The following is a 21517-nucleotide window of genomic DNA, read 5'->3' as shown; positions in this document are numbered from 1 at the left end:
GCGTCGTCGTGTCCGGCCTGCTCTGGAGCCCGGGGGAGACCTTCTTCGGGCTGTCGGCCACGCTCGGCCTCTGCACGCTGGCCGCGTTCTCGGCACAGCTGTTGACGCGACAGAAGGTGGGATTCGTCGATCGGATGTCGACGAGCGTCACTGGCGCCGTCCTCATCCTCGCCATCGGCGGTGCCGTGTATGGCCTCATCGCCCTGGCCTCGGGGTAGACTTTCCCCATGCTGCTCGCTCTCGAAATCTTCTTCATCGGCTTGCTCGTCCTCGCCAGCCTCGCCATCGCGTTCACCGCGGTGGTCGTGCTGAAGAACCTGTACCGCGGTCAGCGCTAGTCCGGGTCCCTCGATGATCGAGATCCCGAGCGGCCTGCCGAGCGAACTGGTCCCGCTGTCGTGGCTCATCGGCGTCTGGGAGGGCACCGGCGTCATCGACTACCAGGTCGGCGACGAGACCGTGACCCGCGAGTTCGGTCAGCGCGTGAGCTTCAGCCACGACGGCCTGCCGTACTTGAACTACAACTCCTACACCTGGCTCCTGCCCGAGCAGCCCCCGCGCGACGCCGAGGGGGCCTTGTCAACGGACGAGGACGCACTGTCGGACGACGCCGCTGCGGACGTCGCGCCTGACGGAGCCTCGGCGGACGAGTCCGGTGTGCCCGAGCCGCTCGTCACCGAGACGGGCTACTGGCGCCTCGAACGCCCGCTGATCGAGGGCGACCCCGGCCCGGGCATGCTCCCAGGGCAGGGCCCCCGCCCGTTCGGCACCGCGCAGTCGGTCGAGGCCCTGCGTACGTCGACCGGCGCCTTCCCCCTGCAGGTCTCGATCGTCCACCCGAACGGTGTGAGCGAGCTCTACCTCGGCCAGATCGACGGCCCGCGGATCGACCTCGCGACCGACGCCGTCGTCCGGACCGCTGGAGCCAAGGAGTACGCCGCCGCGACCCGCCTGTACGGTCTCGTCGAGAACCACCTGCTCTGGGCCTGGGACATCGCCGCCCTGGGACAGGACCTCCGGACGCACGCCTCGGCGCGCTTGGCCAAAGCCGACTGACGTGACCATTCCCAACGGAGCGGTCATGCCGGACGCGATTCCGGGCTCGCCCTTCCTCACGCTGCCGGGTGCCGTCGAACAGGCGGACGCCGTCGACCACGGCGTCCCCTCCCATTACGGCAGCCCGAACATCGAGCAGCGCCTCATCGCCAGCGGCAAGGCGATCGTCGACCTGTCGAACCGTGGCATCGTGACGGTCACCGGCCCCGATCGGCTGAGCTGGCTCAACTCCATCACGAGCCAGGAGCTGCGCTCGCTGTCCGCCGGCACCTCGACGGAGACCCTCTTCCTCGACCAGAGCGGCCGGATCGAGCACGCGGTCAAGCTGCTCGACGACGGCACGACCACGTGGCTCGTCACCGAGGCCGACGATGCTGAGCCCCTCCACGCCTGGCTCGACCGGATGCGCTTCATGCTGCGCGTCGAGGTGGCCATCGCGACCGGGCAATACGCCGTGATCGGTGCGGCGGCGGGTCTCGGGGTTCAGGCTGCAGCGCCGAACGGCATGCCGCTCGTCTGGCACGATCCGTGGTCCGAGGTCGCGGTCGGCGGGCATCAGTACGCGACGGGTGAGCACCCGGGTGCAGCGTGGACATGGACCGAGACGATCGTCGCGCGCGAGCAGCTCGGGTCGCTCGTGCAGCAGGTCCGTGCGGGGACGTTCTCCGCCGCGGGTTCGCTGGCCGCCGAGGCCCTGCGGATCGCCGCCTGGCGCCCGCGGTTGCAGTCCGAGGTCGACGAGCGGAGCATCCCGCACGAGCTCGACTGGCTGCGCTCGGCAGTCCACTTGAACAAGGGCTGCTATCGCGGTCAGGAGACGGTCGCCAAGGTGCACAACCTCGGGCACCCGCCGCGTCGCCTCGTCATGCTCCTCCTCGACGGCTCCGACGCGGTCCTGCCGCCGGCCGGTTCGAACGTGGTGCTCGTCGGCGACGGCGACGACACGACCCGGAAACCCGTCGGACGCATCACCTCGAGCGCGATCCACCACGAGTTGGGCCCGGTGGCGTTGGCGATCGTCAAGCGCTCCGCGGATCCGGCGGCCGTGCTGACGGTGGAGGCCGACGGCATCGATGTCGCGGCGTCGCAGGAGATCGTCGTGCCGGCGGATGCCGGGGCCACGGCGAACGTGCCGCGGCTGCCGCGACTCGGCGCCGTCCGGCGCTGACCTCGGTGGGGAAGGACGACGCCTCGGACCCGGGCGTACGGGTCGACCGATGGACCGCCGCGGTTCGTCGCCGCATCGCACTCGGCGACGCCTGGCATCGTCTCGTCGGATCCGTGCCGGCGGTGCTGCAGGTCAGCGCCACGGCGATCGGCGCGTACGCGTTCTCCCACTACGTGCTCGGGCACGCCGTGCCACTCCTCGCCTTGACCGTGACGATCTCGAGTCTCGGGTTCGTTCGCGACGCCCGCCCGATCCGGGTCCTCGAGACGGCCGTCGGGATGAGCGTCGGAATCGCGCTGGCCGAGATCCTGCTCCTCGGCTTCGGTCAGGGGACGTGGCAACTCGCGGTCGCGCTCGTGCTCACATTGCTCGTCGCCCGGTTCCTGTCGCCGGCGGCGTCGTTCGCGATCGCGGCGGCGGTGCAGTCCGTCCTCGTCATGCTCCTGCCCGTGCCTGACGGCGGCCCGTTCGTGCGTACCCTCGACGGACTGATCGGCGGGGTCTTCGCCCTGCTCGCGACCGCGCTCATCCCGCGCGACCCGCGCCGGAGCGCTCGCCGGGACGGCCAGCGGCTCATCGACGAACACGTCCGGACCCTCGCCTCGCTCGTCGCCGCCCTCCGTCTCGGCGACCTCGAGGAGGCGGACCGCGCGCTCGCACGGGCGAGGGCCACCCAGCCGGCCCTGGACGCGTGGCGCGGAACCCTCGACTCAGGGCTCGCCATCGCGCGCATCTCGCCGTTCCTCCGCAAGGCGGTGTTCGACCTCGAACGGCAGCGGACCATGCTCGACGGCATGGACCTCGCGACCCGCAACCTCCGGGTGATCGCCCGGCGCATCGACTACGTGTCGCGCGATGCCACGAGCCGCCCCGAGCTCGCGGACCTGCTCGCGCGGACCTCCGTCGCGCTCGGCATCCTGTCGCAGTCGATCGGCGACATCGCCCAGCAGCCGGTCGCGAGGCAGTCCCTGTTGGAGATCGCGAAGCACCTCGAGCCGGTGGCCGTCCTCCCCGACGCCTCGGTCTCCGAGCAGGCGCTCGTGCTCGTGCTCCGGCCGTACCTCGTCGACCTGCTCACGGCCACGGGTCTGCCGACGCCGGAGGCGCAGGCGGCGCTGCCCTCGCTCTGACGGGAGCGATCCCCGACACTCAGTCCGTCGAGGAGGGATTCGGGGCGACAGCCGACCACGGCAGCGTCAGCTCGCCGAGGCGCCAGCGGCTGCGACCGGCCAGCACCGGCCACCCGTTGTCGCGAAGTGTCCGGACGGTCGCCGACCAGCGCTGGACCGGGCTGTAGACCGCCAGGGGTGCGTGCACCCGCCACGCGCGGTCGAGGTCCGTCATCAGCGCATGGACACGTTCGCCCGGCACGTTGTGGTGGATCAGCGCCTTCGGCAGTCGTTCGGCCACGATGGACGGCAGCTCGAGGTCGGCGAGCCGCAGACTGATCGAGAACGACTCCGCACGCCCCTGGTCGTCGACGGCGATCCAGCTGGACACCCGTCCGATCTCGTCGCACGTCCCTTCGACGAGCACGCCGCCGGGCTGCAGCCGCGACGCCATGAGACGCCAGGCCCCCGTGACCTCGGCTTCGTCGTACTGCCGGAGCACGTTGAACGCCCGGATCACCGCGGGACGGTCGTCACCGGTCGGCACCTCGAACCCGCCGCGCGCGAAGGAGACGGCGGCCGTCGGCGTGAACCGGGTCGTGCCCGCTCGCACCTGCTGCAGCTGCGCGTGAGCGGTGCGGACGCGCCCCGGCTCGATCTCGAATCCGATGACCCGTACGTCGGGTCGGACGGCGAGCAGCCGGTCGTGCAGTTCCAACGCTGTGACGCCGCTCGCGCCGTAGCCGAGGTCCACCACCAGCGGGTTCGTCGTCCGTCTGAGCGAGGGGTGGGTCGCGATCCAGCGGTCCACCCGCCGGAGCCGGTTCGTACCCGTCGTCCCGCGGGTGATCGATCCGACGGGCATGGACCCATTCTCCCTCACGGTGCGGGGTCATCGTCCACCTCGCGGTCATGCGCCGTCGGTATGCTGGGGACATGCCTGAGACTTACACCCTCGTCCTGCTGCGCCACGGCAACAGCGACTGGAATCAGAAGAACCTGTTCACCGGTTGGGTCGACGTCCGACTCAGCGAACTCGGCGTCACCGAGGCCAAGCGTGCGGGCGACCTGCTCGCCGACTCCGGCATCACCCCGGACGTGCTGTACACTTCGGTGCTCTCCCGCGCGATCCAGACGGCGAACCTCGCCCTCGAGACCGCCGACCGCATGTGGATCCCGGTCAAGCGCAGCTGGCGCCTCAACGAGCGTCACTACGGAGCGCTGCAGGGCAAGGACAAGGCGCAGACGCTCGCCGAGTACGGTCCGGAGCAGTTCCAGACCTGGCGTCGTTCCTTCGACGTGCCGCCGCCGCCGATCGCCGATGACGACGAGTGGTCGCAGGCCGATGACCCCCGGTATGTCGGGATCGACGGCGAACTGCCCCGCACCGAGTGCCTGAAGGACGTCATCGACCGGATGCTGCCCTACTGGGAGTCCGACATCACGGTCGACCTGGCTGCCGGCAAGACCGTCCTCGTGACGGCGCACGGCAACTCGCTCCGCGCACTCGTGAAGCACCTCGACGACATCTCGGACGACGAGATCGCCGAGCTGAACATCCCCACCGGCATCCCGCTCGTCTACGAGCTCGACGCGGACTTCCGCCCGATCGCACCGGCTCGGTACCTCGATCCCGAGGCCGCAGCAGCAGGCGCCGCCGCCGTCGCGGCGCAGGGGAAGAAGTAGCGGAAACCCCACCAAACCACCACCCCGGTCGGGAGTGCGGCTTGGCGACATCGTCGCCGAAAGTGCTCCTGGCCGGGGTTTTCCATGTTGCAAAAAAGGGGTTGAACCGCCTCGGGGTTGGGCGTACAGTGACTGCACTGTAACCCGATTGGGGGGATACGCATGGAGCAGTCGACCGACGGCACCCCTTTCCCCCTGTGGCGCGCCCTGGCGCTCGGTGGCTTCGCCGCCGCGGCGTTCACGGCGATAGCCCTCTTCGGGTCGCCTTCCTCCGCGCATGCTGACGACGGTGCCACCGATCCGTCGCTCTTGGGCGCGGTGACCGAGGTCGTCGGCTCGCTCGAACAGCCCGTCGATGCTGTCGCCGAGGTCGTCGACGTCGTCGACACCACCGTGCTCGAACCGGTGGTCGACGTCGTCGACGAGACCGTCGCTGCGGTACCGGTGGTGAACGACGTGGTCGAGGAGACCGTCGGCGCAGCACCCGTCGCCGCGATCGTCGATCCGGTCGTGCAAACGGTCGACCAGACGTTGGCCGGCGTCGCCGACGTCGTCGCCGCGGTCCCGGTCCCCAGTACGCCGATCATCGATCCGGTCGTCCCAGCGCTTCCGCAGGGCCCGGCAGAGGACGTGTCGGCCACTGACTCGACCGCCGTCGGCGCGATCCTCCCGACGACGGTCCTCGGACCGCCGTCCGTCCAGCAGGGTGACTCGACGATCGTGTCGGGCGGCCAGGATCGCGAGGACACGTCGTTCACCACGGCCGTGCCCGCCGCCGTCGTCGGATCGTCCAGCCTCCCCGCCACCCCTGCGAACCTTCCGCTGCTGCCGGACGCCGACGGTCGCTGGGCCGTCACGCCGAGCGGCTCCGGGTCCTCCGGCTCCGGTGGTGCCGTCGGCGGTCCCGCAGCGGCCGAACAGTCGATCTCCGTCATCCTCCCTGCGCCCGGCGACGACCGTCGCGGACCTGCGCGAGACGAAGACCTCCCGGCTTCACCCACGTTCCCCTCCGATACCTCTCCTGACTGACGCCGGACCACTCTGCCGTTCGCGGCGGAGACCCGCCCCTGGGCGGTTCAACGGTCCGAAGCCTCCCGACCACGGGAGCACATCAGTCAATCTGCAAGGAGCAGGAATCATGAATTCGTATGTCAAGAAAGGCCTCTACTGCGGCCTGTTCGTCGCGGGACTCACGTTCCTCGGCGCTACCGCGGCCAACGCCGACACGTCCGGGGACGACAGCATCCTCGGCGGAACCCTCGTCGACGTGGTCCTCGAGGCCCCCGTCGAGATCGTCGACACCGCGGTGAGCGTCGTCGGCGATTCAACGGCGACGTCCGCACCCGAAGCGGCACCTGAGCCTGAGCCGGCACCCGCGCCGGAGCCGGCACCAGCACCGGAGCCGGCACCCGCGCCGGAGCCGGCACCTGCGCCGGAGCCAGCACCGGTGCCCGAGCCCGCGCCGGCCGCCACCACCAGTGGTGACGACAGTGTCGCGGGTGGGAACCAGGTCCAGTTGCCCGTCTCCATCCCGGTGACGGTCGAGGACAACGCGATCTCGATCATCGGCGATGCCGAGCAGTCGGGTTCGACGTCCGGACCGGTGGCGGGGGAGTCCGCCTCACCGGTCACCGAGGAGGCGACCACCTCCGGTGACGACAGTGTCGCCGGTGGGAACCAGGTGTCGCCGGTGGTGACCGTTCCGGTCACGGTCGGTGGGAACGCCATCTCGCTGTTCGGCGATTCGAGCAGTGAGCAGGCGGGTGCGCCTGCCACGTCGGGTGGTGCGGCTGTTCCGGCGGCGCCGTCGACCACGACCGGTGACGACAGTGTCGCCGGTGGGAACCAGGTGTCGCCGGTGGTGACCGTTCCGGTCACGGTCGGTGGGAACGCCATCTCCTTGTTCGGCGATTCGAGTAGTGAGGAGGCGGGTGCGCCTGCCACGTCGGGTGGTGCGGCTGTTCCGGCGGCGCCGTCGACCACGACCGGTGACGACAGTGTCGCCGGTGGCAACCAGGTCCTCGGCGACGTCGGGCTCCCGATCTCGGTGGTGGGCAACGCCGTCAGCGTGATCGGCGACTCCGAGTCGACGGGCACCTCGGCCTCCGCTCCGGCATCGTCCGGCGGCGCCACGTCTACCACGGATGGTGACGACAGCCTCGGCGGTGGGAACCAGATCGACCTCGGCCTGGAGCTGCCGGTCACGATCGGCGGCAACGCGATCTCCGTGATCGGGGACAGCGAGACCGGTGGTCCCGGGACGACCGATCCCACCACCCCGGTCGACCCGACGGACCCCACGGACCCGACCGACCCGACGGACCCCACCACCCCGGTGACCCCCGCCGTGCCGACGGTCCCCGCCACGGTGGTCACCACCGCGACGGCGGCGTCCTCGACCGGCTCGAACACGACGGCCTCGGCCGCGCGTTCAGCTGAGCCGACGCTCGCCGACACCGGCAGCGCCGCGGGTCAGCTCCTGCCGCTCTCCGGCCTCGCCACGGTCCTCGGCCTCCTGCTCCTGGCAGGCGGCGCGATCACCCGTCGTCGGATGAGCTAGTCCCGCACGAACAGACGAGCGGTGCCGACCCGGTCTCGGGTCGACACCGCTCGTCGGGGTGTCCGGGATCAGCTGGTCAGTGGTGCACCGGCGTGGTCGCCTCGGGGATCCAGTCGCCCGTCGCGAGGTACTGGACCTTCTTGGCGATGGAGACCGCGTGGTCGGCGAAGCGCTCGTGATACCGCGAGGCCAGGGTGGCGTCGACAGTCGCGACGGGCTCACCCTTCCAGGTGTCGCCGAGGACCTTCTCGAAGACGCTGGCGTGCAGCTCGTCGACGTCGTCGTCGTCGTTGCGGATCTCGTCGGCGATGCGCGGGTCCTGGGTGCGCAGCAGCTCCGTCAGCTTGCGAGCGATCGAGACGTCGAGTCGCCCCATCTCGGCGAAGGTGGTCCGCAGGCCCTTGGGCACGGCCTTGTCGGGGAAGCGGTACCGCGACAGCTGGGCGATGTGCTCGGCCATGTCGCCCATCCGCTCGAGCGACGCGCTGATGCGCAGCGCGCTCACGACGATGCGGAGGTCGCGCGCGACCGGCTGCTGACGGGCGAGGATGTCGATGGCGAGCTCGTCGAGTTCGATCGCGAGCTGGTCGATGCGGTTGTCGTTGGCGATGACCTCTTCAGCGACCGCGACGTCCGAGTTGCCGAAGGACTGCGTCGCCTTCTCGATGGAGATCGTGACGAGTTCGGCGATCTCGACCAGGCGATCCTGGACCTCTCGCAGTGACTGCTGGAATACCTCGCGCATGGCTCTGGGTGCCGTCCTTCCGTGACCTGGCGGTGGGCAGGCAGATGCCCGCTCCGCCGATGATGCCGAACCAAGGTTAACAGTTGGGGCCCCAAGCGTGAACAGTCGTCGAAGTGGCGGGGTATTCGCGAGTTCGGCGTTCGGCGGACTGAGTAACGTAGTACCCATGGACACCATGTGGTTGGTGCTGATCGCCCTGGCACTCGGCCTCATCGTCGGGGGCGGTTTCGTCGCCCTCACCTCGCTCGCCTTCCGCCGCGGAGAGCGCGCCGCGACGGTCGTCAACCCGGTCGTGCCCGACGGGGTCGACCAGGTGCTCGAAGCCCTCGACAGCGCGGGCATCGTCGTCGACCCGTCCAACAACGTGCTGAAGGCCTCCCCGGGGGCGTTCGCGCTCGGGCTGGTGCGCGACCGCGTGCTCGACAACCAGGAGTTCATCGACCTCGCGCTCGAGGTCCGACGCACCGGCGAGGCCGTCACGAGCGATCTGGAACTCGCGCTCGGGCGCTTCGGTGAGGCCACCCGGCATCTGCGCGTGCGGGCAGCGCCGCTCGGCTCTCGCTTCATCCTCCTCCTGGCCGAGGACCACACCGAGGCGCGTCGCCTCGACGAGGTCCGCAGGGACTTCATCGCGAACATCAGCCACGAGTTGAAGACGCCGATCGGCGCCATCGGGCTCCTCTCGGAAGCACTCGACACGGCGGCCGACGACCCGGAACGGGTGAAGCGGTTCGCCAGCCGGCTCGCGACCGAGTCACAGCGACTCACCCGGATGACCGCCGAGATCATCGACCTCTCGCGGTTGCAGGCGGCCGACGCCCTCCACCAGCCGGAACTCGTCCGCCTCGATCGGGTCATCGCCGCGGCGGTGGATCAGAACCGCGTGCCGGCCGAGGCGACCGGGGTGGGGCTCTCCCTCAAAGGCGGCAAGAACCTCGAGGTGTACGGTGACGAGGCGATGCTCGTCGTCGCCGTGCACAACCTCATCTCGAACGCCATCCACTACTCGCCCACCGGCGCGCACGTGGGTGTCGGCGTCCGGGCGGTCGACGACGTCGTCGAGATCGCCGTCACCGATCAGGGCGTCGGGATCGCCGAAGAGGACCGCGACCGGGTCTTCGAACGGTTCTTCCGCGTCGACCAGGCGCGGTCCCGCCACACGGGCGGCACCGGACTCGGCCTCAGCATCGTCAAGCACACCGTCCAGAACCACGGCGGCGAAGTGAAGGTCTGGTCGCAGCTGGGCCGTGGCTCGACGTTCACCATCCGCCTCCCCAGAGCAACGACCCCGCCGGAGGACCTCTCCACCGGCACGGCAAGGAGTACCCCGTGACCCGCATCCTGCTCGTCGAAGACGAAGCGTCCCTCAGCGAACCATTGAGCTATCTGCTCGAACGGGAGGGGTACGAGGTCGAGGTGGCGGAGGACGGTCCCTCGGCGGTTCAGGCCTTCACGGCTCGCGGCGCGGACCTCGTGTTGCTCGACCTCATGCTCCCCGGCATCCCCGGGACGGAGGTCTGCCGTCAGATCCGCGCGGTCTCGAGCACACCGATCATCATGCTCACCGCGAAGGACTCCGAGGTCGACATCGTCGTCGGGCTCGAGCTGGGCGCCGACGACTACGTCACGAAGCCCTACTCGACCCGCGAGCTCCTCGCGCGGATCAGGGCGGTGCTGCGACGCCGTGTCGAGGCGGACCAGGCGCAGGAGGAGGTGCTGCTCGAGGCCGGCACGGTCCGGATGGACACCGAGCGCCATGTCGTCGAGGTCAACGGGGCGCCGATCCCGATGCCGCTCAAGGAGTACGAGCTGCTCGAGCTGCTCCTGCGGAACGCCGGACGGGTTCTGACCCGTGGTCAGCTGATCGACCGGGTGTGGGGGAGCGACTACTACGGCGACACCAAGACGCTCGACGTCCACATCAAACGCATCCGTTCCCGGATCGAGGCGAACCCCTCGGAACCGGTGATGCTCGTCACCGTGCGTGGGCTCGGCTACCGCTTCGAGGCCTGACGCAGGTCCAGACGGACGAACGCCCCGCACCTCCGAAGAGGTGCGGGGCGTTCGGTCGTGTGGGGCGACGGAGCGTTATTCGGTCGGCTCCGTGGTGGGCGTCGCGAGCGGCGTCGGCGTCTCGGTGGGCTCATCCGTCGGCAGCGGCGTCGGGACGAGCGTGGAGTACTCGAGCAGCTGGCCGGTGAGGACCGGGACGCTCGCCGTGGCGCCCGTCTCGTCGCCGTACTGGAAGAAGACGTCCAGGATGGCTCCAGGCTGGACACCGAGGGACTCGATGCGCAGCGGGTCGTTCGCTCCCGAGCCGTCGAACGTCGTCAGGCCGGGCTCCGCGAGGACCTGGAACTGCTCGTCCTTGCCCTCGATCTCGATCAGCACCGTGTGGGCGCGGTCGTCGCGGTTCGCGACGCTGAAGACGAGGTTGCCGGTCTCGCCGTCGTCGGAGACGACGATGGCGTTGCGGACGGCCACCGAGCCGACGGTGACACCGACGCCGTCCGAGGCGTCGTACTGCTTCAGGGTCGCCTGCGGCGCGATGAGGTTGCAACCGCTCATGCCGAGTGCGACAGCACCCGCGACGACGATGGAAGCGATGAGACGCGCCTTCACAGAACCCTCCAAGATGTGGTGGCCCCGGGCGCAGACGAGTGACAGGTGTCCCGGGATCCGGATTCGAGTCTAGCCCACGGCTGCGAAGGGGTGTGGCCGGGTCGTGGACCCGTGATCGGCCGGTGCACCACCCGGTTCGCTGGGCACCCGGTACCCGGCTCTGATCAGGGGTGCCGTGGTATTCTGGGAGACGCTGAAGGGACCGAGACCCATGATCTTCGAAGTTGGCGAGACCGTCGTCTACCCGCACCATGGCGCCGCGACCATCACCGAGGTGAAGACCCGGATCATCAAGGGCGAGGAGAAGCTCTACCTGAAGCTCCGCGTCACCCAGGGCGACCTCGTGATCGAGGTCCCGGCTGAGAACGTCGACCTGGTCGGGGTACGCGACGTCATCGGGCGCGAGGGCGTCGACCGCGTGTTCGACGTGCTCCGTGCGCCGTTCACCGAGGAGCCGACGAACTGGTCCCGCCGCTACAAGGCGAACCTCGAGAAGCTGGCCTCGGGCGACGTCATCAAGGTCTCCGAGGTGGTCCGCGACCTGTGGCGTCGCGACCAGGACCGAGGCCTCTCCGCTGGAGAGAAGCGGATGCTCGCGAAGGCTCGCCAGATCCTGGTCTCCGAACTGGCGCTGGCGGAGCAGACCGACGAGGAGCGGGCGTCGTCGGTCCTCGACGAGGTCCTCGCCTCCTGAGCCGAGCGTTCGTTCGGACGTGTCGCCCGAGAAGTAGGCTCGTGGCATGACTGCCATTGACGAACCGGGTGCTATCGCCGATCCATCCCTGGACGGCCCGGCGGTCGGCGTGATCATCGTGGCGGCGGGTAGTGGGACGCGCCTCGGTGCCGGGATCCCCAAGGCGTTCGTGTCGCTCGCCGGCAGTACCGTGCTCGAACACGCGCTCGCCCCGGTCTTCCGCCTGCGGGACGCGGTCCAGGTCGTCGTCGTCGTCCCCGCCGATCGCGTCGGTGAGGCGGAGACGATCGGTCGTCGCGCCGCGGGGAAGGCGGCCGACCACCTCCGCGTCGTCGTCGGAGGCGACACGAGACAGTCCTCCGTCCTCGCCGGACTCGCCGCCCTGTGGCCGGGAGTGCGGACGGTACTCGTCCACGACGCCGCACGGGCACTCACCCCGACCGAACAGTTCGAACGGGTGATCGACGCCGCCGCGCGGACGGGGTGGGGGGTCGTACCGGGGCTTCCGGTGACCGACACGATCAAACGGGTCGATGCGAGCGCCCTCGTCGAGCAGACCGTGGATCGGGCCGCCCTCAGAGCCGTCCAGACACCGCAGGCGTTCCCGCGTGATGCCCTCGTCGCGGCCTTTCGCGTCGCCGAGGACCGCCTCGCGGCGGCCACCGACGACGCGGCGCTCTACGCGGACGCCGGACACCCCGTCCTCACCGTCGACGGGTCGGAGGCAGCGTTCAAGATCACGACCCCGTGGGACGCCCAGCGTGCGGAGCGACTCCTGGCGGACCGGGACCGGGATCAGCAGCAGGAGGTGGGCGCACGGCCGACCTCCTCGATCAGGACCGGCATCGGCATCGACGTCCACGCCTTCGCCGACGACGGCGAGCTGAGCCTCGCCGGCCTCAGGTGGCCGGGGGAACGGCCGCTGGCCGGACACAGCGACGGGGATGCGGTCGCCCATGCCATCGTCGACGCCCTGCTGTCCGCTGCCGGCCTCGGTGACATCGGCTCCATGTTCGGCACCGACGACCCCCGCTTCGCCGGGGCGAGCGGCGAGGTCTTCCTGCGGGCAGCTGTCGAACGGCTGCACGCCGCGGGCTTCGTCGTCGTCAACGTCGCGGTGCAGCTCGTCGGCAACCGCCCGCGGTTCGCGCCCCGTCGGACGGAGGCGGAGGGCGTGTTGAGCGCGCTCGTCCACGGGCCGGTCAGCATCGCGGCGACGACCACGGATGCGCTCGGGTTCACCGGCCGTGGCGAGGGTGTCACAGCCATCGCCACCGCCCTCATCGAGCGCCGCTGACGGGTCGGTCCTCAGTCGGCGGACGTGCCCTCGTCGACCGACGCACCGAGCCCGAGGAACCGGCCGTATTCGCCGGCGGCTCGTCGGAACCCCGCCTGCACCCGCTGCGACAGCGGTTGGAACGGCGTCGGGGTGACGACGACGCCGGTCGCGCTCGTCCGTCGGCGCCAGGTGCCGACGACGCGTCCGTCGACGGCGATCATCGGGAGGAAGATGCCGTTCGCGCCGGGGACGATTCGGTCTGCGAACGCCGCCGGGAGCGTCAGCTCGCGGTCGCGGTAGCCGAGGAGCAGTTCGTCGAATCCGGGAAGCGCGAGCACCCGTGGTCGCCGTGGAGCAGGTGACGGCTCGATGCCCTCGGACGCCGACCAGCGGGTGACACCCTCGCGCGACTCGGAGACCAGCCGTCCGGCGGCCACCTCGACGCCGCGTTTCGCCTGTGCGACGGTGAGCTTGGACCACCAGGTGAGGTCGGCGATCGTCGACGGGCCGTGGCCGGTGAGATACCGGACGACGAACTCGCCGAGCGCCTCGTCCGCCTCGAGCACCCGCGGTGCACGGATCCACTCCTCAGTCAGGACGAGTGCCTGCTGTCTTCCTGCTGGAGGTCCCCAGCAGACCACGCCCGACATCGCGAGTTCCATGATGAGGTGGGAGCCCCGTTGTCCGTCGATCGGGATCCCGGCATCGGTGTGGGCCGTCAACAGCTCCTCCCTCGTCACGCGCCGATGCCCGCTGAGCAGTCCCTCGGTGAGCGCACGGGAGCGCGAGAAGGTCTCGGCGTCGAGCTCGAGCTGACGGTGTCTGGCCGCGATCGTCGAGCGGACCCGCGGGACACCGAGCCCGAGCAGCCACCCGAGGTCCTCAGCGGCGACGAGATGCAGGGTGCCGCGCATCGGCCAGGACCGGACGATCGAGCCGTCCTCGAGCGCCGCGAGCACCTCGCCCATCATGATGCCGCTCGACCTGACGCCGACCGCCCACAGCGACGAAGCGAGGTCTTGGGCCTGGACCGCGAGCAGCCGCGAGACGACACCCGTGGGGGAGCGGTGATCGGCTCCGTCGAGGAGCTGGGCCGCCAGTCGCGCGCGGAGAACCTGTTGGTCGTCGCGTCCCGTGGTCATGGGACCATCATGCCCGGACGACGGCGGCTAGTCTGGTCTCGTGGCCCTCCGACTCTACGATTCGAAAACGCAGTCCCTCCGGGACTTCGTGCCGCTCCGCGAAGCCGAGGCGGGGCTGTACGTCTGCGGACCGACCGTGCAGTCCTCTCCGCACATCGGACACCTGCGCAGCGCGCTCGTCTACGACCAGCTGCGACGCTGGCTGACGGCCTCCGGAGTCCGCGTCACGCTCGTCCGCAACGTCACCGACATCGACGACAAGATCCTCGCGAACGCCGCCGCCGGCGTCGAGGGCGGGTTCGCCCAGCCCGGCGAGGAGTGGTGGGCGCTCGCCTACCGGTACGAACTCGAGTTCACGGCCGCCTACCGTGCCCTGGGCATCCTGCCCCCGAGCTACGAACCACGCGCGACGGCGAGCATCCCGGAGATGCAGGAGCTCATCGAGCGGCTCATCGACGCCGGGCACGCGTACCCGGCTCCCGACGACTCCGGCGACGTCTACTTCGACACCGCCTCATGGAGCCGCTACGGCGAACTCACCCGGCAGAGCGCCGAGCACATGGAGGCCGCGACCGACGCCGACCCGCGCGGCAAGCGGGATCCCCGCGATTTCGCGCTCTGGAAGGGCACCAAGCCTGGGGAGCCGCGCTCGGCGAGTTGGATGTCTCCGTGGGGCGAGGGACGGCCCGGCTGGCACATCGAGTGCTCGGCGATGTCGACCAAGTACCTCGGTGAGGAGTTCGACATCCACGGCGGCGGACTCGACCTCCGGTTCCCCCACCACGAGAACGAGCTCGCCCAGTCGAGCGCAGCCGGCGACCCCTTCGCGCGGTACTGGCTGCACAACGGGCTGGTCGCCGTCACGGGCGGGCAGAAGATGTCGAAGTCCCTCGGCAACTCCGTCTACGCCGCCGACCTCCTGGCAGCAGCCCGGCCGCTCGTCGTCCGGTACTACCTCGGTGCAGCGCAGTACCGATCGACGCTTGAATTCCATCCGGGCGCACTCGCCGAGGCCGAAGCCGCACTCGGACGAATCGAGGGCTTCCTCGATCGCGCCGCTCGCGCCGACCTGCTCACCGAGACGGGCACGGCCGCCAGTCGAGCGACGCTTCCGGCCGCCTTCGTCGAGGCGATGGACGACGACCTGAACATCCCCCGCGCGCTCGCCGTGTTGCATGACGCCGTGCGCGTCGGCAACGCCGCCCTCGATGGCGGCGACGACCTGGCGACAGCCCGCGAGCGTGCGGTCGCCGTCCTCGACATGACCCGGGTGCTCGGCATCGACCCGACCGACCCCTCGTGGTCGTCGGGCACCGACCCCGTCACTCACCGATCCCTGTCCGCACTCGTCGAGCGTCTGCTCGTCGATCGCGCGGACGCCAGGGTCGCCAAGGACTTCGCAGCGGCCGACCGGATCCGCGACGAACTCACAGCGGCTGGGATCACCATCGAAGACACCCCGTCCGGAGCACATTGGAGTATCAGTGGCAAGTAAGCCTTCCCGCCCGACCGGGCCGAAGAAAGCGAAGAAGGGTCCCACCAAGGGCACCGGTGGCCTCGGCCGCAAGGCGCTCGAGGGTCGTGGACCGACGCCCAAGGCCGAGGACCGCGCCTGGCACCCCGCCGGCAAGCGGAAGGCCGCGCAGGAGCGCTACGCGGCTTCCGGCGGCACCGGCAAGCCAAGGCAGGCGGCCGGCCAGAACGGACGCCCGTCCACGAACGGCCGGACCAAGCAGAAGTCGAGCGACGAGTCCGAGGTCGTCACCGGCCGCAACTCCGTCCTCGAAGCGCTCCGCGCGAAGATCCCGGCCACCACGCTGTACGTCGCGACCCGCATCGAGATGGACGACCGGGTGAAGGAGGCGCTCAGCATCGCCACCCGACGCGGGATCCCGGTGCTTGAGGTCATGCGTCCGGAGCTCGACCGCATGGCCGGGTTCGACGGTGTGCACCAGGGCCTCGCCATCAAGGTGCCGCCCTACGAGTACGCGCACCCCATGGAGTTGCTCGACCAGGTCATCTCCCGTGGCGAGAACCCGTTGTTCATCGCCCTCGACGGCATCACCGACCCCCGCAACCTGGGTGCGATCATCCGATCGACCGCAGCTTTCGGTGGCCACGGAGTGATCCTGCCGCAGCGCCGGAGCGTGGGCCTCACCGCCTCCGCGTGGAAGACCTCGGCCGGCGCGGCGGCTCGGACGCCGGTCGCGATGGCCGCCAACCTCACCCAGACGCTCAAGGCGTTCAAGGAGCGCGGCGTCTTCGTGATCGGTCTCGACGGCGACGGCGACGTCTCCCTTCCCGGGCTCGAACTCGCCGACCAGCCGATCCTCGTGGTCGTCGGCAGCGAGGGCAAGGGCCTGTCGCGCCTCGTCACCGAGACCTGCGACGCGGTCGTGTCGATCCCGATCTCGGCCTCGACCGAATCGCTCAACGCCGGGATCGCGGCCAGCGTGACGCTGTACGAGATCGCGCGCCGCCGTAACGCCGAGTAGGCGACCGGCGGACGCGCCGCACGAACGAGACAGGCCCTCGGAACGGATCTCCGTTCCGAGGGCCTGTCTGTCGTCAGTCGAGGTGACGGACCCGATCAGACCAGGTCTCGCCAGTCGACCGGTCCGGTCATGGCGGCGGGGATGCTGATCGCCTCGGTCGGCGGCACGATCATGGTCGCCTCGTCGCGGCGGTGCCGCAGGACGGTGTTCACGTAGGAACCCACGGCTTCCGCCAGGGGGATGTCGCGACCCTCGTTCTGCGCGAGGAACCAGCGATGTTCCAGGAGCTGGTGGAAGATCTCGGCGGGCTCGAGCTTGCCGCGGAGTTCGCGCGGGATCGCCTTCACCACCGGCTCGAACACGCGGATGAGCCACTCGTGCGCCGCCATCTCCTCGTCGAACCCGTCCTTCCCGAACGAGGCCGAGTAAGCGTCGAGGTCGTTGAGCAGGCGCCTCGCCTGGTTCTCGCCGGCGTCGAGGCCGGTGAGCCGCAGGAGCCGGCGTTGGTGATGCCCGGCGTCGACGACCTTCGGCTGGATCCGCACGGTCGAGCCCTCGTCGGTCGTCTTGATCGCGAGTTCCTCGATGTCGAAGCCGAGTTCGTTCAGGCGGTGGACGCGCTCGGTGATGCGCCAGCGCTCGGACGCGTCGAAGGACTCGGAGCCCGTGAGCTCCTTCCAGAGGGACCGGTAGGCGGCGACGATGCCGTTGCTCACGGTGACGGGGTCGAGTTCGGCGTCCGCGCGTCCGCCTGCCTCGAGATCGAGGAGCTCGCCGGCGATGTTCACCCGGGCGATCTCGAGGTCGTTCTCACGCTGCCCGTTCGACAGGCCGCCCTCGTAGAGCTTGCCCGTCTCGGCGTCGACGAGATAGGCCGCGAAGGCGCCCGCGTCGCGCCGGAAGAGCGTGTTCGACAGCGACACGTCGCCCCAGAAGAAGCCGACGATGTGCAGCCGGACGAGGAGGACGGCGAGCGCGTCGACGAGGCGGGTCGCGGTGTCGGGCCGGAGGGTGCCCTGGAAGAGCGCACGGTAGGGGAGTGAGAACTTCAAGTGCCGCGTCACGAGCACGCTCGGCAGCTCGCGGCCCTTGCGGTCGCTCCGGTTCGTGATGACCGCGAGCGGGTCGACGCAGGGGATGTCGAGGCGCTGCAGCGTGCGCAGCATGTCGTACTCGCCCTTCGCCATCTCCGCGGTCGTCTCCTTGACGGCGATGACGTAGCCGGACAGGTTCGCGAACCGGACCAGGTGGCGCGAGATGCCCTTCGGGAGCGAGGCGATGGCCTCATTCGGCCAGTTCTCGAGGGGGAGCTCCCAGGGGAGGTCGAGCAGCGCCGGGTCGACGGTGGCGGCGGTGATGTTCAATGCGCCGGACATGGTGCGGAGCGCTCCTCGGGGATCGTCGTGCTGAGACTGGACAAGCGAAAACGACGATGGTCGAGCGATCGGAGACCGACCGCTCGACCATCGTCGGCGGGAAACTAGATCGAGGAGGACACGACCGGCTTGTTGCCCAAACGCTCACCCGATGCCGAGTCGAACGCGTGCACGTGGTGCGGCGTCGGCGCGAGGAACACGGTGTCGCCGATGTGTGCGTGGTTGCGACCGTCGACGCGGGCGACGATGTCGGTGCGCTTGCCGGAGACGTCGGTGTGGCCGTACAGGTAGCCGTCGGCGCCGAGCTCCTCGACGAGGTCGACGGTCACCTCGATGCCGGAGCCCGAGTTGCTGGACACGGTGATGTCCTCGGGGCGCACGCCGACCGTGACGTTCTTCGACGGAGCGGCATCGGTGATCTCGCGCTCGACCGGGATGATGAATCCGCCGAGCTTGATGCCGCCGTCGGCGATCTCACCCTCGAACAGGTTCATGGCCGGGCTGCCGATGAAGCCGGCGACGAAGACGTTGTTCGGCTTCTCGTAGAGGTCCCGCGGGGTGCCGACCTGCTGCAGGATGCCGTCCTTGAGGACCGCGATGCGGTCGCCCATGGTGAGCGCCTCGGTCTGGTCGTGGGTGACGTAGACGGTGGTGACGCCGAGACGACGCTGCAGCGACGCGATCTGGGTGCGGGTCTGGACGCGGAGCTTGGCATCGAGGTTCGACAGCGGCTCGTCCATGAGGAAGACCTGGGGCTGACGGACGATGGCTCGACCCATCGCGACGCGCTGACGCTGACCACCGGAGAGCGCCTTCGGCTTGCGGGTCAGGTAGTCCTCGAGGTCGAGGAGCTTGGCGGCTTCGAGCACGCGGGTGGCGCGCTCTTCCTTGCCGACACCGGCGATCTTGAGCGCGAAGCCCATGTTCTCGGCGACGGTCATGTGCGGGTAGAGCGCGTAGTTCTGGAACACCATCGCGATGTCGCGGTCCTTCGGCGGCACGTCGGTGACGTCGCGGTCGCCGATGAAGATGTGGCCGTCGTTGACCTCTTCGAGGCCGGCGAGCATGCGGAGGGAGGTTGACTTGCCGCAGCCGGACGGGCCGACGAGGACGAGGAATTCGCCGTCGGCGACCTCGAGGTTCAGCTTGTCGACCGCGGGGCGAGTGCCACCCGGGTAGAAACGGGTTGCGTTGTCGAACGTCACAGACGCCATGGTTGTTCTCCTTCACCGGCAGGTACGTGCCGGACGATCCGTTGTGAATGGACGCGAACCCGTCATCGATGGCCGGTTCGCCGTTCCAGTATGCCACGACCACCTGTGAATGGAAGGTCCAGCGACCAGCGGATCTCTCGGTGGACGCACAGCCGGCTCCCGGCCTGGTTTGGGCCTCTCTCAGGCGGCAGGTCTACGATTACTCTGTTTGGCGCTGCCTCGTCTCCGCAGCGCGAGCCCCCCGAAACGAGGATCAATGTCTGGCGCTGGATCGCAGAACCGACCGACCAAGAACGAACGACGCGACGCGGCACGCGAGAAGGCGCGGGTGCTGCGCGAGCAGCAGAAGCGCCGCGACCGCCGCAACCGGGTGCTGCTCCAGGGCGGCATCGTGCTCGGTGCGCTCGCGATCGTGGCGGTGGTGGCGGTCATCATCGTGACGTCGATCAAGCCCGCCGGACCGGTCCCGACCGCGGCGAAGAACGACGGCTTCACCGTCTCCGCCGGCTTGCAGCTGGTCGGAGCCCCGGCCAGTGCGTCCACGCCGACGCCGAGCGCGACCGATCCGGCCGCCCCCGCGGAGCCCGCCCCGGCTGAGACGCCGGCAGCCACCGAGACCCCCGCCGCCGACGGCGTCGAGATCTCCGTCTACCAGGACTTCCTCTGCCCCTACTGCGGTCAGTTCGAGACCACGAACGCGGAGCAGGTCAAGGGCTGGCTCGAGGCCGGCGCCGCGACGTACACGGTGCACCCCCTCGCAACGCTGAGCAACTTGTCGCTCGGGACGCAGTACTCGCTGCGCGCTTCGAACGCGGCCGCCTGCGTCGCGGAGTACTCGCCGAACGACTTCTTCTCCTTCAACACCGCACTGTTCGAGAACCAGCCCAAGGAGAACACCGAGGGCCTGACCGACGCCGAGCTGAAGTCGATCGCCAAGGGCGTCATCTCCGGCGGCGAGAAGAAGATCAACGCCTGCATCGACGACGGCACCTACAAGTCGTGGGTGAAGGACTCGACCGACCGTGCGCGCAGCGGCCCGCTGCCCGGCACCGACGTCGCCAAGGTCGAGGGGACGCCGACCATCCTGGTGAACGGCAAGCAGTACACGGGTTCGCTCACCGACGCCGAGCAGTTCGCGGCCTTCGTCCTCGCCGTCTCGAGCGAGAGCTACTCCACCGGGACGCCGACGCCGGGTGCCAGCGAGTCGCCCGTGACCAACGGCTGATCCGCCGTCATCGTAGGATGGATGGGACCGGGGCCAGCCCCTGTCGGCCGACGTGGCGCAATTGGTAGCGCAACGCTCTTGTAAAGCGTAGGTTACGGGTTCAAGTCCCGTCGTCGGCTCCAGCCGAGAACCGCCCGCTCAGCCTCGCTGAGTGGGCGGTTCCTCATTGGAAGGAACCCTCCCGTGACCCGTGTCCCAGCGCCGCTCGCGCTCCTCATCGCCGTCGTCAGCGGTGCCTTCATCGCGGTGCAGGCAAGGCTGAACGGTGATCTCGGAGCCCGCCTCGGTGACGGGTTCACCGCGGCTGCGATCTCGTTCGGCGGCGGCTTGATCATCCTCACCGTCGGGCTGGCGGTCTCCCGCACCGGTCGTCAGGGGCTCTCCACGGTGGCCGGTGCCGTCCGACGCCGGGAGATGCCCTGGTGGACGGTGCTCGGTGGGTGTGCCGGCGCGTTCCTCGTGCTCTCGCAGGGGCTCACCGCCGCCACGCTCGGCGTCGCCCTCTTCACGGTCGCGGTCGTCGCCGGCCAGACGGCGAGCGGACTCGTGCTCGACCGGATCGGCTTCGGCCCGGGAGGCGTCGTCGGGTTCAGCGTCCAGCGCGTCCTCGGGGCGGTCGTCGCCCTCGTCGCCGTCGGCGTCGCGGTCTCGGGCGAGCTCGGCGGGAGCATCCCACTCGGACTGCTCGTCCTCCCGCTCCTCGCCGGCATCGGGATCGGCTGGCAGCAGGCGGTCAACGGTCGCGTGAAGATGCGGGCGCAGAGCACGCTCGCCGCCACGTTCATCAACTTCATCGTCGGGACGGTCGTGCTGGTCATCGCCGCGGTGCTCCACGCGGTCATCGTCGCGCCGCCCGGACCGCTCCCGGGGGAGTGGTGGCTCTACCTCGGAGGCCCGATCGGATGCGTGTTCATCGCCGTGGCGGCGTTGCTCGTGCAGCACACGGGCGTGCTCATCCTCGGGCTCGGCACAGTGGCCGGTCAGACCCTGAGCGCGCTCGCCCTCGACGTGCTCCTGCCCACCGACGACGGCGGCGTGCATGTCGCGACGGTCATCGGGACACTCCTCGCGTTCGCCGCCGTGGCGATCGCATCGGCGCGGTTCAGGCGTCGTCCCACGGCATCTTCGTCCGCCGACTGAGTCGAG

The 21517-nt window shown here is 69.8% G+C and carries 21 protein-coding genes and 1 tRNA gene; 16 read left to right on the top strand and 6 right to left on the bottom strand.

All coding sequences use genetic code 11. The features are described from left to right. The first annotated feature begins 8 nt into the window (after positions 1-8). From ACZZZB_RS04240 to ACZZZB_RS04225, 4 genes are all read left to right on the top strand, one after another. Positions 9-218: a hypothetical protein gene (locus tag ACZZZB_RS04240; protein ID WP_463529068.1), complete on the top strand. Its 210-nt coding sequence runs from the start codon at positions 9-11 to the stop codon at positions 216-218. Between the two features lie 133 nt (positions 219-351). Continuing rightward, positions 352-1056, top strand: a complete 705-nt coding sequence (locus tag ACZZZB_RS04235) for a heme-binding beta-barrel domain-containing protein (RefSeq protein WP_229940355.1) — start codon at positions 352-354, stop codon at positions 1054-1056. Positions 1057-1081: 25 nt separating this feature from the next. After that, complete coding sequence (ygfZ, locus tag ACZZZB_RS04230) at positions 1082-2224, top strand: CAF17-like 4Fe-4S cluster assembly/insertion protein YgfZ (protein WP_192018383.1); 1143 nt, start codon at positions 1082-1084, stop codon at positions 2222-2224. A gap of 5 nt (positions 2225-2229) precedes the next feature. Then, positions 2230-3354: an FUSC family protein gene (locus ACZZZB_RS04225; RefSeq protein WP_137242101.1), complete on the top strand. Its 1125-nt coding sequence runs from the start codon at positions 2230-2232 to the stop codon at positions 3352-3354. Positions 3355-3373: 19 nt separating this feature from the next. On the opposite strand, the gene ACZZZB_RS04220 is transcribed toward ACZZZB_RS04225, so the two are convergent. Further along, complete coding sequence (locus tag ACZZZB_RS04220) at positions 3374-4198, bottom strand: class I SAM-dependent methyltransferase (RefSeq protein WP_137242100.1); 825 nt, start codon at positions 4196-4198, stop codon at positions 3374-3376. Between the two features lie 71 nt (positions 4199-4269). Between ACZZZB_RS04220 and ACZZZB_RS04215 the strand changes: the two genes are divergently transcribed. The 3 genes from ACZZZB_RS04215 (at position 4270) to ACZZZB_RS04205 (ending at position 7579) form a co-directional block, all read left to right on the top strand. After that, positions 4270-5019, top strand: a complete 750-nt coding sequence (locus ACZZZB_RS04215; protein WP_463529067.1) for a phosphoglyceromutase — start codon at positions 4270-4272, stop codon at positions 5017-5019. Positions 5020-5181: 162 nt separating this feature from the next. Beyond that, positions 5182-6048, top strand: coding sequence for a hypothetical protein (locus ACZZZB_RS04210; protein WP_463529066.1), 867 nt, complete (start codon positions 5182-5184; stop codon positions 6046-6048). A 109-nt stretch (positions 6049-6157) separates the two neighbouring features. Then, a complete protein-coding gene (locus ACZZZB_RS04205) occupies positions 6158-7579 on the top strand; it encodes a chaplin family protein (RefSeq protein WP_463529065.1) in 1422 nt (473 codons plus the stop codon). Positions 7580-7655: 76 nt separating this feature from the next. On the opposite strand, the gene phoU is transcribed toward ACZZZB_RS04205, so the two are convergent. Continuing rightward, positions 7656-8324: a phosphate signaling complex protein PhoU gene (gene phoU / locus ACZZZB_RS04200; RefSeq protein WP_064296372.1), complete on the bottom strand. Its 669-nt coding sequence runs from the start codon at positions 8322-8324 to the stop codon at positions 7656-7658. Between the two features lie 166 nt (positions 8325-8490). On the opposite strand from phoU, the gene ACZZZB_RS04195 reads away from it, so the two are divergent. Next, the gene (locus ACZZZB_RS04195; protein ID WP_137242097.1) at positions 8491-9657 is read left to right on the top strand and encodes a sensor histidine kinase; all 1167 of its coding nucleotides are present in this window, start codon (positions 8491-8493) and stop codon (positions 9655-9657) included. After that, complete coding sequence (locus tag ACZZZB_RS04190) at positions 9654-10337, top strand: response regulator transcription factor (protein ID WP_064296370.1); 684 nt, start codon at positions 9654-9656, stop codon at positions 10335-10337. The genes ACZZZB_RS04195 and ACZZZB_RS04190 overlap by 4 nt, the downstream gene beginning before the upstream one ends. Positions 10338-10412: 75 nt before the next feature. Here the strand turns inward: ACZZZB_RS04190 and ACZZZB_RS04185 are convergent, their stop codons facing one another. Then, positions 10413-10946 (bottom strand): hypothetical protein, encoded by a 534-nt coding sequence (locus tag ACZZZB_RS04185; RefSeq protein ID WP_191940689.1) that lies wholly within the window; start codon positions 10944-10946, stop codon positions 10413-10415. A gap of 211 nt (positions 10947-11157) precedes the next feature. On the opposite strand from ACZZZB_RS04185, the gene ACZZZB_RS04180 reads away from it, so the two are divergent. Beyond that, positions 11158-11640: a CarD family transcriptional regulator gene (locus ACZZZB_RS04180; RefSeq protein ID WP_137242096.1), complete on the top strand. Its 483-nt coding sequence runs from the start codon at positions 11158-11160 to the stop codon at positions 11638-11640. 46 nt (positions 11641-11686) lie between these two features. After that, positions 11687-12937, top strand: a complete 1251-nt coding sequence (gene ispD / locus ACZZZB_RS04175; RefSeq protein ID WP_463529064.1) for a 2-C-methyl-D-erythritol 4-phosphate cytidylyltransferase — start codon at positions 11687-11689, stop codon at positions 12935-12937. An 11-nt stretch (positions 12938-12948) separates the two neighbouring features. On the opposite strand, the gene ACZZZB_RS04170 is transcribed toward ispD, so the two are convergent. Then, positions 12949-14061: a winged helix DNA-binding domain-containing protein gene (locus ACZZZB_RS04170; protein WP_463529063.1), complete on the bottom strand. Its 1113-nt coding sequence runs from the start codon at positions 14059-14061 to the stop codon at positions 12949-12951. 40 nt (positions 14062-14101) lie between these two features. On the opposite strand from ACZZZB_RS04170, the gene cysS reads away from it, so the two are divergent. Together cysS and rlmB are read left to right on the top strand one after the other, a co-directional pair. After that, positions 14102-15556, top strand: coding sequence for a cysteine--tRNA ligase (gene cysS / locus ACZZZB_RS04165; protein WP_202937992.1), 1455 nt, complete (start codon positions 14102-14104; stop codon positions 15554-15556). Continuing rightward, complete coding sequence (rlmB, locus tag ACZZZB_RS04160; RefSeq protein ID WP_137242092.1) at positions 15546-16556, top strand: 23S rRNA (guanosine(2251)-2'-O)-methyltransferase RlmB; 1011 nt, start codon at positions 15546-15548, stop codon at positions 16554-16556. Before cysS ends, rlmB begins: the two co-directional genes overlap by 11 nt. Positions 16557-16651: 95 nt before the next feature. On the opposite strand, the gene ACZZZB_RS04155 is transcribed toward rlmB, so the two are convergent. After that, complete coding sequence (locus tag ACZZZB_RS04155) at positions 16652-17932, bottom strand: DUF4032 domain-containing protein (protein WP_064296363.1); 1281 nt, start codon at positions 17930-17932, stop codon at positions 16652-16654. Between the two features lie 104 nt (positions 17933-18036). Further along, complete coding sequence (locus tag ACZZZB_RS04150; RefSeq protein WP_079705359.1) at positions 18037-19146, bottom strand: ABC transporter ATP-binding protein; 1110 nt, start codon at positions 19144-19146, stop codon at positions 18037-18039. A 256-nt stretch (positions 19147-19402) separates the two neighbouring features. On the opposite strand from ACZZZB_RS04150, the gene ACZZZB_RS04145 reads away from it, so the two are divergent. From ACZZZB_RS04145 to ACZZZB_RS04135, 3 genes are all read left to right on the top strand, one after another. Next, positions 19403-20371, top strand: a complete 969-nt coding sequence (locus ACZZZB_RS04145; protein ID WP_191940693.1) for a DsbA family protein — start codon at positions 19403-19405, stop codon at positions 20369-20371. Positions 20372-20417: 46 nt separating this feature from the next. Beyond that, positions 20418-20493, top strand: a tRNA-Thr gene (locus ACZZZB_RS04140). A 61-nt stretch (positions 20494-20554) separates the two neighbouring features. Continuing rightward, positions 20555-21511: a DMT family transporter gene (locus ACZZZB_RS04135; RefSeq protein ID WP_463529062.1), complete on the top strand. Its 957-nt coding sequence runs from the start codon at positions 20555-20557 to the stop codon at positions 21509-21511. The last annotated feature ends 6 nt before the right edge of the window (positions 21512-21517 follow it).

The organism is Plantibacter sp. AC185 (genome assembly GCF_979258065.1).
The sequence above is the reverse complement of the archived record's forward strand: the minus strand, read 5'-3'. Positions and strand labels throughout refer to the sequence as shown.